Raw genomic sequence first — 15,992 nt, 5'->3', positions numbered from 1 at the left:
ATGAAAATAAAAGCAATTATAGTTGAAGACGAGCAAATCAGTAGAGATATTCTACGAAATTATATAGCTAAATATTGTCCTAATGTTGAGTTGTTAGGAGAAGCAAGTAATATTGAAGAAGCACAAAAATTAATTGAAAAATATGAATTAGATTTGGTGTTTTTAGATGTAGAAATGCCTTTTGGAAATGCTTTTGATTTGTTAGAAAAAGTAGAAAACCAAACTTTTGAAACAGTTTTTGTAACTGCATACGATCATTACGCTATTGAGGCATTAAACAATCAAGCAACTTATTATTTGCTAAAACCTATTTCGATAGATGAGTTGATTAAAGCAGTAAATATTGTAACTGAAATTAAAGAGAAAGAAAATGAGTTAGAAACCGCTGTGTTAACTCCAAAAACAACGCATCAAGTAAATGGAAAGATTACGATTCCGCAGCAGGATGGATTTGAGGTAGTACTAGTCAATGAAATTTTGTTTTGTAAGGCAGATGATAATTATACCGAAATTTATTTTGAGAATTCTAAAAAGTTAGTGAGTAAAACACTGAAATATTTTGAAGAAGCTTTAAAAGACAGTTCTTTTGTTAGGGTGCACAAATCGTTTTTAGTCAACGTTAATGAAATAACAAAGTATAAAAAAGGAAAAGGAGGAAGTGTTGTGCTGTCAAACGGGAAAGAAATTATGGTTTCAGCATCTAAAAAAGCAAATTTATTATCATATTTTAAATAAAATTATGCCAATTATAAAACCAGTAAAAGGAAAACACCCACAAATTCCAAATGATTGTTATGTTGCAGAAAATGCAACTATTGTAGGAGATGTAGTAATGGGAAAAGAATGTAGCGTATGGTTCAATGCGGTTATTCGAGGAGATGTACACTACATAAAAATGGGAGACAAAGTAAATGTGCAAGACGGCGCAGTTATACATGCAACATATCAAAAATCACCAACTACCATAGGAAATAATGTTTCTATAGGTCATAATGCTTTGGTACATGGATGCACGATACATGATAATGTATTAGTAGGTATGGGGAGCATTATCATGGACGATTGTGTGGTCGAATCGAATTCTATCATTGCAGCAGGTGCAGTAGTTACTAAAAATACACATATTGAAAGTGGAAGTATTTATGCTGGAGTACCAGCAAAAAAAGTAAAAGATATTTCTAAAGAACTCATTTCAGGAGAAATTGATCGAATCGCCAATAATTATGTAAAATATTCAAGTTGGTTTAAAGAGTAAGTGAAAAAGTAAAAAGCCCGGTTTTGTTTCCAAAATCGAGCTTTTTTTCAATCAAAAACTAATCTACTAAGAGGTTAGACTTACTTTTCCTCTTGGTGCTTTTTATGGTGTTCTCCTTTTCTATATTTTTTATGAGTAGCTTTCTTTTTATGCCTCTTCATTTTTCGTGCATTCATTTTTTCATAACGCTCGTATTGTTGCTCATTTAAAATACGTTTCATTTCAGATTTATGAGCAATTTTTTTGTCTAGCATATGGCTTTTCATAGCATAACGTTCATCAGCTGTAGCTTTTTTACCGCTTTCTTTCATTGCTTTTCTTTTTGCCCACATTTTCTGTCTCTCCGCAACCTGTTTTGCTATTAAAGGCTTAATTTGCTTTTGTTGAGCTTCAGTTAAATCAAGCTGTAGCGTCAATTTTTTTACGGCTAACTCTGTTTTTTGTTCAGTACTTAACTCTTTATGTTTAGTATTATCTCGTTTTTGAGCTTGAGTAGTAACAGTAAAACCAACTGCTAAAATCAAGAGTGTTAGTAATTTCTTCATGTTATTAAATTTTAAGGTTTATTTAATTATTTACGCTTCTAAGACCGTTCCAGATTAAAAAAGTTTAAATTTGAAATCGTTTTTAACACTTTTTTAATTTTTATGAAGTCAGTTTTTAGAATTATCTTAAGGTCTTTACTACTTGTTTTGGGGTTGTTTGCAATCTTTTTTTTCTGGGCATCATCTCCAACAATGGATGAAGCAGAGTATGCTAAAATTATTACGCATGAGTATACGAGTACAACTGATAATGATTCAATATACAGTATAGTAACCTACAATATTGGTTATTTAAGTGGAATGACAAATAACAGAGCAATAGCAAAGCCTAAAGAATTATTTGATTCAAATTTAAAAAAGGTACTTACAGAAGTAAAAAAAGTGAACCCAGATATTATAGCACTTCAAGAAGTTGATTATAATGCAGCGAGATCTTATGAAGTAAACCAAGAAGAAAAAATAGCAGAATTAGGTTACAATTATGTGGCAAGAGGTATAAATTGGGACGAGCATTACGTACCTTTTCCATATTGGCCACCAAGCATGCATTTTGGTAAAATAGTTTCAGGCCAATCAATTTTAAGTAAATATGAGCTACAAGATTATGAACGTATAGTTTTAGAACGAGTAGCTGATAACCCTTTTTATAGAGATGCTTTGTATTTAGATAGATTGGTACAAGTGGTAAAAGTTATTTTAGAAGGAAAAGAGGTTGTAGTAATAAATTTACATTTAGAAGCATTTGATAAAACAACTAGAGTAAGACAGTTTGAGTATGTATTAAATCTTTTTAATAAGTATAAAAATAAGTACCCTACAATTTTATTAGGAGATTTTAATTCAAAAGCAAGAGATAGTGAAGCTATTATTAGAAAAATGTTTGCAATGGATGGAGTAGGAAATGCAGCCTTTTTTGTTGAGAATCCTGAAAATACATTTGATACAAAAAATCCAGTAGAGCGCATTGATTATATTTTTTATACTGAAGATTCTATAGAATACATAGACGGAACTGTATTAAAAGAGTTCGGACAAGCATCAGATCATTTACCTATTGAAATGAAGTTTAAGTTAAAATAAATAAAGAAGCTTGGTAAAATTACTGAGTTTTTTCATTTTTAAAACTAAAAAACCCGAACAAATTTGTTCGGGTTTTTATCGTGGTGCCTCCAGGAATCGAACCAGGGACACAAGGATTTTCAGTCCTTTGCTCTACCAACTGAGCTAAGGCACCAGTCATAGCTTAAAAAGTAACATCTTTAAAATAAAACTCGTAACATCGCTACGAGTTTTATTGTGGTGCCTCCAGGAATCGAACCAGGGACACAAGGATTTTCAGTCCTTTGCTCTACCAACTGAGCTAAGGCACCAGTTGCTACTTTCGTTAAGCGGATGCAAATATACAATCGTTTTTTAATTATACAAAGTAAAAACTTTAAAAAAATGTAACGTAAATTTACAAGCTCTAAGAAATGAAATATGTACCTAATTATTGATGTAGGCAATACAAGAGTTAAAGTGGCTGTTTTTGAAATAGATACTATTAAAGAAGTCTTTACTTTTGAAAAAACAAATATAATTTCAGAACTGAAAAAAATAATTTCAAATTTTTCAATTTCGAATAGTATCGTGTCATCTGTAGCTAATTTTACAGATGAGGAAACGAAAAAAATAGCTGAACTCTTGAATCCAGTTTTTTTAGATTCAAACACAAAAGTTCCATTTGAAAACTTATATAAAACACCAAAAACATTAGGAGTAGATAGAATAGCGTTAGCATCAGCAGCGATAAAAAGATATCCAAATCAAAATGTATTGGTATTGGATGCTGGTACTTGTATAACATATGAATTTATAATTGATGAAGGAAATTATCTAGGAGGTGCCATTTCACCAGGAATAGCCATGAGGTATAAGGCATTACATACTTTTACTTCTAAATTACCGTTACTAGAAGCAAATGAATTAGAAAACTTTATTGGTACAGATACTGAAAGTTCAATCCATTCAGGAGTTATTAATGGAGTTTGTAATGAAATAGACGGAATTATAGCACAATATCAAAAGAAATATCCAGATTTAACAGTAGTTTTAACAGGAGGAGATACATATTTTTTGTCAAAACAATTAAAAAGTGTCATATTTGCCCATCCAAATTTTGTTTTGGAGGGGTTACATACTATTTTGATACACAATTTAGCGAATGATTAAGAGATTTATATTAGGAGTTTTCGTACTAACTACGTCAGCAATATTAGCGCAAAGAAATAGTGCTTCGCCATATTCTTATTTTGGTATTGGTGAAAATTTTGAGGCAGTAACAGTAGAGCAAGCTTCTATGGGAGGTATTGGTGTTGCAATGAAAGATTATCATCACCTAAATTTTACAAACCCAGCGTCAAATGCTGATTTAAGAGCTGCAACTTATGCAATAGGAGGTAGCTTAACTTTTTTAACTGTTAAAGAACAAAACGCTTCTCAAACAGGAAACTCAACAAATTTAAGATACATATCACTAGGTTTTCCTATTGGTAAAAAAGCAGGGTTATCTGTTGGATTACAACCTTTTTCATCGGTAGGATATTCTTTGTTAGATGATGCTAACGCTGATGATGTTACTTTATTTACAGGAGAAGGAGGAGCTAACAAAATATATGCAAGCTTTGGTATGTATGCCTATAAAGGATTATCTATTGGGGCTGAAGCAGGGTTTATTTTTGGAAACATAGAGAATAATATTTTAAACCAAAGAGCTAATGTTGCATTAGCAACTAAACACAAAGAGTCTTTCAATGTTAGAGGGGGGCAGTTTAAGTTAGGTTTACAATATAAAACAGAACTGAAAAATAAATTACAGTTATCTACAGGGGCTTCATTTACAATGTCTACAGATTTATCTGCAAAAGGGTCTGAGAAAATGTACTCATTATCATTTAGCGGATCTGGACAAGAAATTCCTAGAGACGATTTATTTAATAGAACCTTAGATGGAAATATAAATGTGCCTTTGAAAAGTACTTATGGTTTCGGTTTAGGAAAGGAAAATAAATGGTATATAGGAATTAATCAAGAATTCCAAAGTGCTTTAGGAAGTAATAGTGTTTTTATAGCTAATGGATCATCGCATAAGTATGATGATTCAAGTAAGTTTGCTATAGGAGGATACTATATTCCAAAAATTAATTCAATTTCAAGTTATTGGGATAGAGTTACCTATAGAGCAGGTTTGCGTTTTGAAGACACGGGTTTATTGGTCAAAACCACCAATAATTTTACTGCTGTAAAAGACTTTGGCATAAATGTTGGATTAGGATTGCCATTACCGAGACAATTATCAAACGTAAATGTAGGGTTTGAGTACGGGCAAAGAGGAACAACTAACAACAACTTAATAAAAGAAAACTATTTTAACGTAAGATTAAGTTTATCTTTGAATAGTATTAATTGGTTCCAAAAAAAACGAATAGATTAACAAAAACTGAGAACGATGAAAAAAATTACGTATTTACTAACAGGATTATTTTTGTTTGTAGCCGTAAATGGAGCGAAAGCGCAAGCAAGCCAAGAGTGTCATATCAAGTATAACCTATTTAAAGGTGATGCTACAACTAAGAAATATGCCCAAGCAAAACCTAATTTAGAATACTTATTAGATAACTGTGCTACATTATCTATTAACATTTATAAATATGGAGCTAAAGTTGCTGAAAATTTAAAAGATCCTGTTTTAGCTAAGAAAGTATACGAAACAAGGTTAGCTAATTTTCCAGATAAAGATCCAGCTAAAGCACATAGTGATTATGCAGATTTTTTAATTGAAAACAAATTAGCGTCAGATGATGAAGTTTTTGAAATCTTAAAGAAGGCTTATAATATCTCTCCAAAAGACATGGGAGTAAAAAATATCTTCTTGTACTTCCAAATGATAGCGGATAAGCATCAAGATTCTAATCCTCAAAAAGTTTTTGATACCTATGATGACGTAATGGAATCAGTAGAAGAAAAATTAGAAGACTACAGTAAGAAGATTGCAAAATTACAAGAGAAAGATTCTGTAGGAACTATTACTTCTAGAGAGAAAAGAAACTTAAGAGCTTACACAATTAACTCAGGATTACTAGGTAAAGTTGAAGGAGGTTTAGATGCAAAAATCTCTAAGATAGCAACATGTGAAAGATTAATACCTATTTACTCTAGAGATTTTGAAGAAAACAAAACAGATGGTGTTTGGTTAAAAAGAGCAGTATCAAGAATGTATAATAAAGAGTGTCAAACAGATCCTTTATTTGAGAAGTTAGCAAACGAGTATGCTAAAGTAACACAGTCTGCTGACGCATATAACTTCTTAGCAGGAGTTTTAGCTAAGAACGGAGATAAGAGTGGAGCTGCTGAAATGAGAAAAAAAGCATTCGACTTAGAAACAGATCCGTTTAAAAAGGCTAAGTATAAGTTAAGAGAAGCTCAAAGTGCAGGAGGTAGCAGAGCAAGAGCTTTAGCTTACGAAGCTTTAAAGTATAACCCTAACATGGGTAAAGCATACTTATTCATTGCAAGTTTATACCAAAGAAGCGCTAATTCTTGTGGTGGTGATGAGTTCGAAAAAAGAATGGTATATGTAGCAGCTTTAAATAAGGCTTTAAAAGCTAAAAAAGTTGATCCAGGGTGTGGAGCTGGAAGATATATTTCTAGTTATAAAAAGAATGTACCATCTAAAAAGTTAATTTTCCAAAAAGGAATGTCTTCAGGGGCAAGTTATAGAGTAGGATGTTGGATTGGAGAAACTGTTCGTGTACCTTAATAGAAGTTAATGCTTAAAAGAGCAAAACATATATACAATAGCATTGCTACCATTTGTTTGGTGGCAATGTTTTTTTCTTGTACCAATTCAAAGAAAGAGGTGCGAGATTTTTTAGCAGATAAAAATTTGCCAGTAGGTTCGGCAGTAAATATTTATCATATTCATAAAGATTCTGGAAGAATAAGTTCAAAAACAAAAGCACCTGTTTTTTACGACTATTCAAACAGAAAAGATCATCCATATAGTGAGTTTCCTAAAGGAATCGAAATTGTAACTATTGATAAAAATGGAATAGACTCAACCACAATATCAGGTAATTATGCACTAACTTATAATAAGACAAAAATATCTGAAATTAGAGGAAATGTGGTGATTACGAATCATACCAATCAAACAATATTAGAAACCAATCAATTGTTCTGGGATCAAAAAGAACATTATTTTTTTACAGAAGATGGCTTTAGGTTTACAACTCCTGAATCAGAAATTAATGGCTTCGGATTTGAGTCGAGCGAAGACTTAACTAAATGGATAGCTAAAGATATTACTGGAGATATAGAAACAACACAAAAAGATATATAATGAACGCACTTTGGAAATATTTACAATACGGATACTTGATTATAGGAGTAATCTTTTTTGTTGAAGGAACTTTGAAATGGAATTCTGATAGACAAGAAGCGTTTATTATGTTTGGATTTGCTATCTTTATCGTATTAATATTCTTCTTTAAACGACATTTTAGAAGAAAAGTAGAAAAAAGAAACAAAGAACGTTAATGCAACCCGAACTCTTAATTATTCTTACTTCTATTTTATTTTCAGCCTTTTTTTCAGGAATGGAAATAGCCTTTATTTCGGCAAATAAACTTCATATAGAGCTAGAGAAAAAGGGAGAAGGAATACTTTCTAAAATACTAACCAAGTTAACAGAAAAATCCTCAAAGTTTATTACGACTATGTTAGTTGGTAATAACGTAGCTTTAGTAATTTATAGTTACTTTATGGGGGAATTGTTAATGAGATGGTTTCAATCTTTTTTACCTTCTGATTATACGGTTGTAAATTATGTGTTATCAGATATAAGTTTACTAACGCAAACACTTATTTCAACAGTAATTATTTTGGTAACAGCAGAATTTTTACCAAAAGCCATCTTTAGAATTTATGCAAATGAAATGCTAAAGTTCTTTGCTATACCTGCTTATGTTTTTTATGTTATTTTTTATGGAGTTACATGGGTAATTACTAAAATTTCAGACTTTTTCCTACATGTGTTTTTTCGAACAAAAGAAGATGAAATTCAAACTGAATTTAGTAAAGAAGAGCTAGGAAATTATATTTCCGAACAATTAGATGCGGGTAATGATGAAGAGCAGGTAGATTCTGAAATTCAAATATTTCAAAATGCATTAGAGTTTCACAAGGTTAAATCTCGTGAAATTATGGTACCTAGAACAGAAATTGTTGCGGTTGATTTACACGAAACAGTAAGTAACCTCAAAAAAATGTTTATCACAACAGGATTGTCAAAAATCTTGGTTTATAAAAATTCATTAGATGATATTTTAGGGTATGTAAATGCCTTTGAACTTTTTAAAAAACCACGCACTATTAAGTCGATTTTGTTGCCTGTAGAGTTTGTTCCAGAGTCTATGATTATCAATGATGTACTTAATAATTTAATAAAAAAGCGTAAAAGTATAGCGGTTGTAGTAGATGAATACGGGGGAACTTCAGGTATTATTACGGTTGAAGATATTGTAGAGGAGTTATTTGGAGAAATAGAAGATGAACACGATACGCAACAATTATTAGAAGAACGAATTAGTGAGCACGAATTTAATTTTTCAGCTCGTTTAGAGGTAGATTATTTAAATGAAGAATACGGTTTAGGAATCCCCAAAGAAGAGGCTTATGAAACCATAGGAGGCTTTATTTTAAACCATACTGAAACAATACCACTACAAGATGAGGTATTAGATATAGAAAACTTCCAAATAAAAATCTTAAAAGTAAGTGCCACCAAGATTGATGAAATTTATTTTAAAGTAATTCGTAAAGAAGATTAAATTTCCTTCTTTTACCTAGAACTCCCTCAAAAACAGCGTAAAAAAACATTGCATTATTTAATGTGAAATTGTATTTTCGCACACTGTTAATAAAATAAATTATGTATGGCAATTTTATCGAAAATTAGAGAACGTTCAATGTTCTTAATTCTTGTAATTGGTTTAGCACTTTTTGCTTTTGTATTAGACCCTTCTACAATATCAGACTTTTTTAGCGCAAGTAAAGTAAATGAAATAGGTGAAGTTAATGGTGAAGCCATTTCTCGTCAAGAGTTTGCTGAAGCTTTAGAAGCTTATAAAGCACAAACAGGAAATAGCATGTCTGAGATGCAAGCAGCAAAAGCAGTATGGAATAATTTAATCCGTCAAAAGATATACAAAAAGCAATTAGAAGAAGCTGGTATTACTGTTGGAGATGCAGATATCTTAAACGCTTTATATGAAACCCCAGTAATTCAAAACGATGCCAGATTCCAAACTTCAGGAATTTTCGATAAAAACAAGTTAAAAGAGCATTTAGCTACGATTAAAGAAGAGAACGGACAAGAATGGGGTGCATGGCAAAACTATATGGCTTCTATAAAAAGTAATATAGAGAAAACTACATACGATAACTTAGTAGCAGCTGGTTTAGGGGCTTCTTTAAAAGAAGGAGAGTCTAAATACTTAACTGAAAATACAAAAGTATCTGGTAAGTATGTATATGTGCCATATACAACAATTGCAGATAGTTTAGTAACTTTAAAGAAAAGCGACGTTCAAAATTATATAAACGAACATCAAGATGCTTTTCAGGTTGAAGCTTCAAGAGACATTAACTTTGTAAAATTTAATATAGAGCCTACTGAAGCTGATGAAGAAGCTATTAAAGCTAATGTAGCTAAATTAATTGAAGATTCTGAAGTAAACAATACTCCAGTTAAAGGATTAAAAAACACTACAAATTATAGTGAGTTTTTAGAAGAAAACGAATCTGATTTAAGATTAGATAATAATTATAAGTTTAAAGTACAAGTTCCTCAAGTAATTGCTGAAGAAGTTTTCAACGGTAAAGAAGGAGATGTTTTCGGGCCATACAAAGATGCAGGATTCTTTAAGTTATCTAAAATTACTGAGGTAAAACAATTACCAGACTCAGCACAAGCAAGTCACATTTTAATTCCTTTTGTTGGTTCTGCTAGTGCTGATGCAACGGTTGTTCAAACAGAAGAAGAGGCTAAGAAAACAGCAGATAGTTTATTAGCTGTTGTTAAAGCTGATAAATCTAAGTTTGCAGATTTAGCAAAAGAAATGTCATCAGATAAAGGTTCTGCTGAAAAAGGAGGATTCTATGATTGGTTTGCTTATAACAGAATGGTACCATCATTTAGAGACTTTGTTTTTGAAGGTAAAGAAGGTGATATGGGAGTTGTAAAATCTCAATTCGGATTCCATGTAATTAAAATTGACGGGCAAAAGAACTTCCAGCCAGTAGTTAAATTAGCTACTTTTGGACGTAAGATTGAAGCTTCAGAAGAAACAGAAAATGCAGTATTCCAAAATGCAGAAACATTTGCTTTGGAATTAGCCAATGGAAAAGCTTTTGAAGAAATAGTAAAAGAAAAGAACTTAAGTTCTTTACCAGCGGTAGGGTTAAAGTCTTTAGATGAAAACGTACCAGGTGTAGGTCGTGAAAGACAAATCATTACTTGGGCATTTGAAAAAGAAGTAAATGAAGGAGACTTTAAACGTTTTGATGTTGAAGGTGGATATGTAGTAGCTGTATTAACTACTAAAACTGAGAAAGGATTAATGTCAGTTGATAAAGCAACAGCAAGTGTGCGTCCTATTTTAACAAATGAGCGCAAAGCAAAAATGATTGAAGATAAAATTAGTGGTTCAACATTAGATGAAATCGCTAAATCAGTAAGTCAAACAGTTAGAACTGCTACCGATGTAAACTTACAATCACCAACTATTTCAGGTGTAGGTTTCGAACCAAAGGTAGTAGGAGCAATGATTAATGCAAAAGAAAACGAAGTAGTTAAAAATGTAGTAGGAGATAAAGGAGTATTTGCTTTTGTTATTGAAAAGAAAGAATTGCCAACAGCATTACCTAACTACGATACGTACAGAAAGCGTATAGCTAATGAAAGAAAGAATAAAACGTTCCAAATGTACGAGGCGGTTAAAAAAGCGTCTGAAATAGAAGATAACATGAGTTCTTTCTACGGAATTCAATAAGAAATAAAGTCATACAAATAAAAAAATCCCGAACTAAGTAGTTCGGGATTTTTTGTGCAAAAAATTATTTATAATTTTCAGCTGTTTGATTTGATAGTTTCTCGCTAAAAAGATTCATGAATTCAATTGAAAAAACAAGCCATTTATCAACAAAAGACTTTAAGTCATTTAACTCAAAGTTTCTTATATTTTTTTCTGCTTTATTAAACACTGGAGAAAACTCATTATTAATAATTTTAAAATTGATTGATAAATTTTCATAATGAACTACAGTATCTCTAGGTTTTACTGCTTTTGAAATCCAGTCATTATAATTATCAAATATTAACTTCATCAACTTATCACTGTCTTTTCTAAATTTAACTTCAGACATCATGCCTTTAGTTTTTCCCTCTGTTGTAATTCTACCAAAAGTCGTAGAAGAACTTACACTTTTATTAATTTTTGACACAAAATATACTAATCTATCAAGAGCAGTTTTAATAGCGACTAAGAAGGCGTTTAATTCTAATTGAATTTTCAATGTAGAATAACTAATATCATGTTCGTCAATAACCCCTTTTGACAACATGTATGGTAAGTCTTTTGAAAAATAATCTTCTATTACTGTTTTTAATCTATTAAAATGATACGCAGGAGATAAATGTGAAATTTTAAAGTCATAATATTTTTGATAAATTAAAATATCATTACCAATATAAAGGTGTTTTATATTTTTATTAAGAGTTTTTGTAAAATCATTTGAAAGTTTATTTAAGTCATACATAAAAAAATTGTTTACTGAAATGTAAAACTATAAAATAAAAAAGCAACCTCAAACGAGATTGCTTTTTAAAGTATATTTTAAGGCTTTTTATTAAGCGTTTAATGGTTTACCATCCCAAGCTGCTTTCGCTGCTTCTTTTACAGCTTCAGAGTAGGTTGGGTGTCCATGACAAATACGAGCTAAATCTTCCGCAGAAGCTCTGTATTCCATTGCTACGGCAGCTTCCATAATTAAGTCAGCTACACGAGCACCTACCATATGAACTCCTAATACTTCATCGGTATTTTTATCAGCCAACACTTTTACAAATCCGTCTAAATCTCCACTTGCACGAGAACGTCCTAATGCACGCATAGAGAATTTTCCAGACTTATAATCAACACCAGCATCTTTTAATTCTTGTTCAGTTTTACCAACAGCCGCTACTTCTGGCCATGTGTAAACAATTCCAGGAATTAAGTTATAGTCAATATGAGGTTTTTGTCCAGCTAAATATTCAGCAACCACAACACCTTCTTCTTCTGCTTTATGTGCTAACATAGCTCCACGAACTACATCACCAATTGCATAAATGTTAGAAACGTTAGTTTGTAAATGATCATTTACTTCAACCATTCCTCTTTCCGTAACTTTAACGCCCGCTTTTTCTAAAGCTAGTCCTTCAGTATACGGACGACGACCTACAGAAACTAAACAGTAATCACCAGTGAAAGTAACCTCTTCACCTTTTTTATTAGTGGCTTTCACCACCACTTCATCACCATTTCTTTCAACAGAAGTCACACCGTGACTAGTATTAATTTTCATACCTTGTTTCTTTAAAACTTTAGTAAGTTCTTTAGAAACATCTTTATCCATAGTAGGAGTAATTGCAGGCATAAATTCGATAACAGTTACCTCAGCACCTAAACGCTTGTAAACTGACCCTAACTCTAAACCAATAACACCACCACCAATTACTAATAAGTGCTTAGGAACTTCAGGAAGTTTTAAGGCTTCAGTAGAAGTTATTACACGCTCTTTATCTATAGTAATAAAAGGTAAAGAAGATGGCTTAGAACCAGTAGCTATAATAATGTTGGTACCTTCAATTACTTCTTCAGCACCATCATTTTTAGTGATTTTTACGTGTGTAGCATCTTCAAAAGATCCTAAACCTTCGTAAACTTCAATATTATTTTTATCCATTAAATATTTGATACCTCCTGTAGTAGTTTCTACTACATTTGCTTTACGAGCTACCATTTTTCCGAAGTCAAAAGAAGGCTTCTCTACAGAGATACCATGCTCTTCGAAATGATTTACTGCATCATAGTAATGGTGCGAAGAATCTAATAAAGCTTTTGAAGGAATACATCCAACATTTAAACAAGTTCCACCTAAAGTTGAGTATTTTTCAATGATAGCAACTTTAGAACCTAATTGAGCGGCTCTGATAGCAGCAATGTACCCTCCTGGACCAGAACCAATAACGATTAAATCGTATTTCATGAGTTGTGTTTTATTTTTTCATAAATAATGAGGTACAAAAGTACAATTATTTGTCGATAAAATTAGTTTTCATATCTTTAAAACTTAAATTCGTTGTATGAAAATTTTCAAAAAAATTATAGGATTATTACTAATACTATTAGTAGTTGCACAGTTTTTTCAACCAGAAAAAAATCAAGGAGAAATAGCTACAGTTGAAGCTTTTATAAAAGAGACTAAACCAAATGATCAAGTACATAAAATACTAAAAACAGCATGTTTTGATTGTCATAGTAATTCAACTCGTTACCCTTGGTATAGTAGTATTACGCCAGTAAACTATTGGTTGGCTGACCATGTAAACCATGGAAAAGAAGAATTGAATTTTTCTGAATGGGCTACCTACTCTCTAAAACGAAAAGAACATAAAATGGAAGAAGTTTGGGAGGAAGTAGAAAAAGGGAAAATGCCGTTAGATTCGTATACTTGGACACATGCGGATGCTCGTTTAACTAAAGAAGAAGTAGAGCAAGTAATTAACTGGGCTAAAAGTGTACAAAGTGATTACAAAATGCAGTTAGCGAACTAAATTAATGCAACAACTTTTAATAATTGGGTATGTTTGGATAGAAAAAACTACCGGCGCTGGCAACCGAATGTTACAGTTGCTCAATGTTTTTAAAAACCAAAACTATACGATCACTTTTGCAACTTCTGCTCAAAAAACTGAAAACTCTTTAAGTTTAATAGAGTTAGGAGTTCAAGAGCAATCGATTGAATTGAATTCAAGTTCTTTTGATGATTTTGTTAAAGAACTGCAACCTGATGTTGTATTGTTCGATCGTTTTATGATGGAAGAACAATTCGGTTGGCGTGTTGCAGAACATTGCCCGAAAGCTTTACGGGTTTTAGATACAGAAGATTTACATTTTTTACGTAAAACACGTCATCAACAATTAAAAAAAGGAAAACAATTTTCAACAGAAGCTTTGTTGAAATCGGATGAAGCAAAGAGGGAAATAGCTGCTATTTTACGTTGCGATATGAGTCTGATTATTTCAGCTTATGAAATCCAGCTTTTGAAGGAAGTTTTTAAGATTGATGAAGCTTTGTTATATCATTTACCTTTTTTGTTGGATGCAATAGATGCTGAAACTACTCAGAACTGGAAATCTTTTGAAGAACGAGAACATTTTGTGTTTGTAGGTAATTTTTTCCATGCTCCAAATGTCGATGCCGTTTTACAATTAAAAACAATATGGAAGCAGATCAGGAAACAACTACCCAAAGCAGAATTACACATTTATGGAGCTTATGCTACGCAACAAATTAAGCAATTGCATAAACCAAAAGAAGGGTTTATAGTTAAAGGTTTTGCAGAAAATGCACTCGAAGTAGTTAAAGATGCTAGAGTAGTGTTAGCGCCAATTCGTTTTGGAGCGGGAATTAAAGGGAAATTAACCGAAGCAATGGAATGTGGAACTCCAAGTGTAACTACTTCGATAGGAGCAGAAGGGATGCATGCTGATTTACCTTGGAACGGATTTATAGAGGATGATTTTGAAAAGTTTGCTAACAAAGCTATAGAGCTATATACTTACGATATCCTTTGGAAAAAGTCTCAACAAAAAGGTATAGAGATTATTAATTCAATATATGACAAAGAAGTGTTAGAGATTTCTTTTATGAAGAGAGTTAAAAAAATCCAAGAAAATCTTGACGTACATCGTACACAAAATTTTCTTGGAAGTTTGTTGCAACATCAAACCCTACAGGCTACAAAATTCATGAGCAAGTGGATTGAGGAGAAGAATAGAAGGTTATAAACTACTTGGTAATTAATTGACATTTGAGTTAAAAATGTCTAAAGTTTCATGATAATAATTAAAGTTGCCATTTGTAAATAATATAGTAATAGAAGAAACTTTAGCTTCTTTATCAATTCCTATATATATGATCTTAACGTTACCATAAACTTTATGTTTGTAGTAATTGTCGGGTTTTATTTTTGGGAATTTAGTGAATAAATTATTAATTAGTTGAATCTCAGTTTTACTGATGTTGTTTTCTCTTGTGTTCACTAAATTATAGATGTTAGGAATTGTATTAAAACCATCAATCTTTAAAATCTTATGATAAAGATAATGACTAATAGCACTTTGAGGTAAATTATTTAAACGATTAAACCCATCTATTACCCAGTTATTTTTAACAATATTTTGACCATACTTTTCTATATTTATTAATGTTTGATAAAATAAATGACTTTTTGTTGTGTTATTTTTCTTGTTATATTCTAGAGTGTTCTTAATAGACGAAAAAATAATATTATAGGTTTGAGAAACAGAAAAGTTATTTAACAAGCTTGTTAAGATATCAAATGTTTCAATTCTCGAATTAAAACCACCTCCAATATATTTAAAAACTAAGTGTTGATAGTACTCTATTACCTCATAAAGAGCAACTTTTTTCCACATGAAGAGAATCTCTAAATAATCATCTTCGGTTAGAGTTACTTCGTCTAGAAAAGTGTTAACTTTCTGGATATAAGTTGAAGTATCTTCAATGTTAATATTTAAACTCCAAAGAAGAGATTTAGTGTCTTCATAGTCAATTAATGGTATTATATATTCTAAAGAAATTAAATCGCTTATAATTTCATCATCATAAAAAGACGAAGGAGAATAAGGTATAGCTATATTTTTGATAGGCTCACTAAAACCTTTATTATTAGAAATACAAATAGAAAATAATGCCCCAAGATATATTTTTTCAGTTATTGAAAGATCATTTATCTTAACATCTCTATTGGAGTTAGTCTCTTTTTCTAACATATTTTTTCATAATATAACTACGAATTATGA

At 31.4% G+C, this 15,992-nt stretch carries 16 protein-coding genes and 2 tRNA genes; 12 read left to right on the top strand and 6 right to left on the bottom strand.

Translation table 11 applies throughout. The features are described 5' to 3' along the window. Together D6T69_RS15150 and D6T69_RS15145 are read left to right on the top strand one after the other, a co-directional pair. Nucleotides 1–735, top strand: a complete 735-nt coding sequence (locus tag D6T69_RS15150; RefSeq protein WP_125068856.1) for a LytR/AlgR family response regulator transcription factor — start codon at nucleotides 1–3, stop codon at nucleotides 733–735. A 4-nt stretch (nucleotides 736–739) separates the two neighbouring features. Then, on the top strand, nucleotides 740–1,255 hold the full coding sequence (locus D6T69_RS15145; protein WP_125068853.1) for a gamma carbonic anhydrase family protein: 516 nt from the start codon (nucleotides 740–742) through the stop codon (nucleotides 1,253–1,255). 80 nt (nucleotides 1,256–1,335) lie between these two features. Here D6T69_RS15145 and D6T69_RS15140 read toward each other — a convergent pair whose 3' ends face one another. After that, entirely contained in the window at nucleotides 1,336–1,800 is a 465-nt protein-coding gene (locus tag D6T69_RS15140; RefSeq protein WP_206197823.1) for a Spy/CpxP family protein refolding chaperone, read from the bottom strand. A 102-nt stretch (nucleotides 1,801–1,902) separates the two neighbouring features. Between D6T69_RS15140 and D6T69_RS15135 the strand changes: the two genes are divergently transcribed. Further along, the gene (locus D6T69_RS15135) at nucleotides 1,903–2,880 is read left to right on the top strand and encodes an endonuclease/exonuclease/phosphatase family protein (protein WP_125068851.1); all 978 of its coding nucleotides are present in this window, start codon (nucleotides 1,903–1,905) and stop codon (nucleotides 2,878–2,880) included. Nucleotides 2,881–2,961: 81 nt separating this feature from the next. Here D6T69_RS15135 and D6T69_RS15130 read toward each other — a convergent pair. Next, nucleotides 2,962–3,034: transfer RNA gene (locus tag D6T69_RS15130), tRNA-Phe, on the bottom strand. A 63-nt stretch (nucleotides 3,035–3,097) separates the two neighbouring features. Beyond that, nucleotides 3,098–3,170 (bottom strand) — tRNA-Phe (locus D6T69_RS15125). A 109-nt stretch (nucleotides 3,171–3,279) separates the two neighbouring features. On the opposite strand from D6T69_RS15125, the gene D6T69_RS15120 reads away from it, so the two are divergent. The 7 genes from D6T69_RS15120 to D6T69_RS15090 all read left to right on the top strand — a co-directional run bounded on the left by D6T69_RS15120 (nucleotide 3,280) and on the right by D6T69_RS15090 (nucleotide 10,892). Beyond that, on the top strand, nucleotides 3,280–4,011 hold the full coding sequence (locus D6T69_RS15120) for a type III pantothenate kinase (RefSeq protein ID WP_125068849.1): 732 nt from the start codon (nucleotides 3,280–3,282) through the stop codon (nucleotides 4,009–4,011). Next, a complete protein-coding gene (locus tag D6T69_RS15115; RefSeq protein ID WP_125068848.1) occupies nucleotides 4,004–5,272 on the top strand; it encodes a hypothetical protein in 1,269 nt (422 codons plus the stop codon). The genes D6T69_RS15120 and D6T69_RS15115 overlap by 8 nt, the downstream gene beginning before the upstream one ends. 15 nt (nucleotides 5,273–5,287) lie before the next feature. After that, complete coding sequence (locus D6T69_RS15110; protein WP_125068846.1) at nucleotides 5,288–6,598, top strand: hypothetical protein; 1,311 nt, start codon at nucleotides 5,288–5,290, stop codon at nucleotides 6,596–6,598. Between the two features lie 9 nt (nucleotides 6,599–6,607). Next, a complete protein-coding gene (gene lptC / locus D6T69_RS15105; RefSeq protein ID WP_240628329.1) occupies nucleotides 6,608–7,180 on the top strand; it encodes an LPS export ABC transporter periplasmic protein LptC in 573 nt (190 codons plus the stop codon). Then, nucleotides 7,180–7,377, top strand: a complete 198-nt coding sequence (locus D6T69_RS15100) for a hypothetical protein (RefSeq protein ID WP_125068844.1) — start codon at nucleotides 7,180–7,182, stop codon at nucleotides 7,375–7,377. The genes lptC and D6T69_RS15100 overlap by 1 nt, the downstream gene beginning before the upstream one ends. Then, nucleotides 7,377–8,669 (top strand): hemolysin family protein, encoded by a 1,293-nt coding sequence (locus D6T69_RS15095; protein WP_125068842.1) that lies wholly within the window; start codon nucleotides 7,377–7,379, stop codon nucleotides 8,667–8,669. The genes D6T69_RS15100 and D6T69_RS15095 overlap by 1 nt, the downstream gene beginning before the upstream one ends. Before the next feature lie 105 nt (nucleotides 8,670–8,774). Further along, nucleotides 8,775–10,892: a peptidylprolyl isomerase gene (locus D6T69_RS15090; RefSeq protein WP_125068840.1), complete on the top strand. Its 2,118-nt coding sequence runs from the start codon at nucleotides 8,775–8,777 to the stop codon at nucleotides 10,890–10,892. A gap of 64 nt (nucleotides 10,893–10,956) precedes the next feature. Here the strand turns inward: D6T69_RS15090 and D6T69_RS15085 are convergent, their stop codons facing one another. Together D6T69_RS15085 and lpdA are read right to left on the bottom strand one after the other, a co-directional pair. Continuing rightward, entirely contained in the window at nucleotides 10,957–11,658 is a 702-nt protein-coding gene (locus D6T69_RS15085) for a hypothetical protein (RefSeq protein WP_125068838.1), read from the bottom strand. 90 nt (nucleotides 11,659–11,748) lie between these two features. Beyond that, the gene (lpdA, locus tag D6T69_RS15080) at nucleotides 11,749–13,149 is read right to left on the bottom strand and encodes a dihydrolipoyl dehydrogenase (protein ID WP_125068837.1); all 1,401 of its coding nucleotides are present in this window, start codon (nucleotides 13,147–13,149) and stop codon (nucleotides 11,749–11,751) included. Between the two features lie 97 nt (nucleotides 13,150–13,246). On the opposite strand from lpdA, the gene D6T69_RS15075 reads away from it, so the two are divergent. Both D6T69_RS15075 and D6T69_RS15070 read left to right on the top strand, forming a co-directional pair. Next, nucleotides 13,247–13,717, top strand: a complete 471-nt coding sequence (locus D6T69_RS15075) for a heme-binding domain-containing protein (protein ID WP_125068835.1) — start codon at nucleotides 13,247–13,249, stop codon at nucleotides 13,715–13,717. A 4-nt stretch (nucleotides 13,718–13,721) separates the two neighbouring features. After that, nucleotides 13,722–14,954, top strand: coding sequence for a glycosyltransferase (locus D6T69_RS15070; protein ID WP_125068833.1), 1,233 nt, complete (start codon nucleotides 13,722–13,724; stop codon nucleotides 14,952–14,954). 12 nt (nucleotides 14,955–14,966) lie between these two features. Here D6T69_RS15070 and D6T69_RS15065 read toward each other — a convergent pair whose 3' ends face one another. Continuing rightward, nucleotides 14,967–15,962, bottom strand: coding sequence for a hypothetical protein (locus D6T69_RS15065; RefSeq protein WP_125068831.1), 996 nt, complete (start codon nucleotides 15,960–15,962; stop codon nucleotides 14,967–14,969). Between the last annotated feature and the right edge of the window lie 30 nt (nucleotides 15,963–15,992).

Source organism: Tenacibaculum singaporense (assembly GCF_003867015.1).
GTDB classification, from domain to species: Bacteria; Bacteroidota; Bacteroidia; order Flavobacteriales; family Flavobacteriaceae; genus Polaribacter; species Polaribacter singaporensis.
The sequence above is the reverse complement of the archived record's forward strand: the minus strand, read 5'-3'. Positions and strand labels throughout refer to the sequence as shown.

Coding starts and splice junctions, on each gene's coding strand:
- D6T69_RS15090 (WP_125068840.1), top strand. CDS start 8,775: ATGGCAATTTTATCGAAAATTAGAGAACGTTCAATGTTCTTAATTCTT.
- D6T69_RS15140 (WP_206197823.1), bottom strand. CDS start 1,800: ATGAAGAAATTACTAACACTCTTGATTTTAGCAGTTGGTTTTACTGTT.
- D6T69_RS15095 (WP_125068842.1), top strand. CDS start 7,377: ATGCAACCCGAACTCTTAATTATTCTTACTTCTATTTTATTTTCAGCC.
- D6T69_RS15100 (WP_125068844.1), top strand. CDS start 7,180: ATGAACGCACTTTGGAAATATTTACAATACGGATACTTGATTATAGGA.
- D6T69_RS15115 (WP_125068848.1), top strand. CDS start 4,004: ATGATTAAGAGATTTATATTAGGAGTTTTCGTACTAACTACGTCAGCA.
- D6T69_RS15145 (WP_125068853.1), top strand. CDS start 740: ATGCCAATTATAAAACCAGTAAAAGGAAAACACCCACAAATTCCAAAT.
- D6T69_RS15075 (WP_125068835.1), top strand. CDS start 13,247: ATGAAAATTTTCAAAAAAATTATAGGATTATTACTAATACTATTAGTA.
- D6T69_RS15065 (WP_125068831.1), bottom strand. CDS start 15,962: ATGTTAGAAAAAGAGACTAACTCCAATAGAGATGTTAAGATAAATGAT.
- D6T69_RS15070 (WP_125068833.1), top strand. CDS start 13,722: ATGCAACAACTTTTAATAATTGGGTATGTTTGGATAGAAAAAACTACC.
- D6T69_RS15110 (WP_125068846.1), top strand. CDS start 5,288: ATGAAAAAAATTACGTATTTACTAACAGGATTATTTTTGTTTGTAGCC.
- D6T69_RS15085 (WP_125068838.1), bottom strand. CDS start 11,658: ATGTATGACTTAAATAAACTTTCAAATGATTTTACAAAAACTCTTAAT.
- lptC (WP_240628329.1), top strand. CDS start 6,608: ATGCTTAAAAGAGCAAAACATATATACAATAGCATTGCTACCATTTGT.
- D6T69_RS15120 (WP_125068849.1), top strand. CDS start 3,280: ATGTACCTAATTATTGATGTAGGCAATACAAGAGTTAAAGTGGCTGTT.
- D6T69_RS15150 (WP_125068856.1), top strand. CDS start 1: ATGAAAATAAAAGCAATTATAGTTGAAGACGAGCAAATCAGTAGAGAT.
- D6T69_RS15135 (WP_125068851.1), top strand. CDS start 1,903: ATGAAGTCAGTTTTTAGAATTATCTTAAGGTCTTTACTACTTGTTTTG.
- lpdA (WP_125068837.1), bottom strand. CDS start 13,149: ATGAAATACGATTTAATCGTTATTGGTTCTGGTCCAGGAGGGTACATT.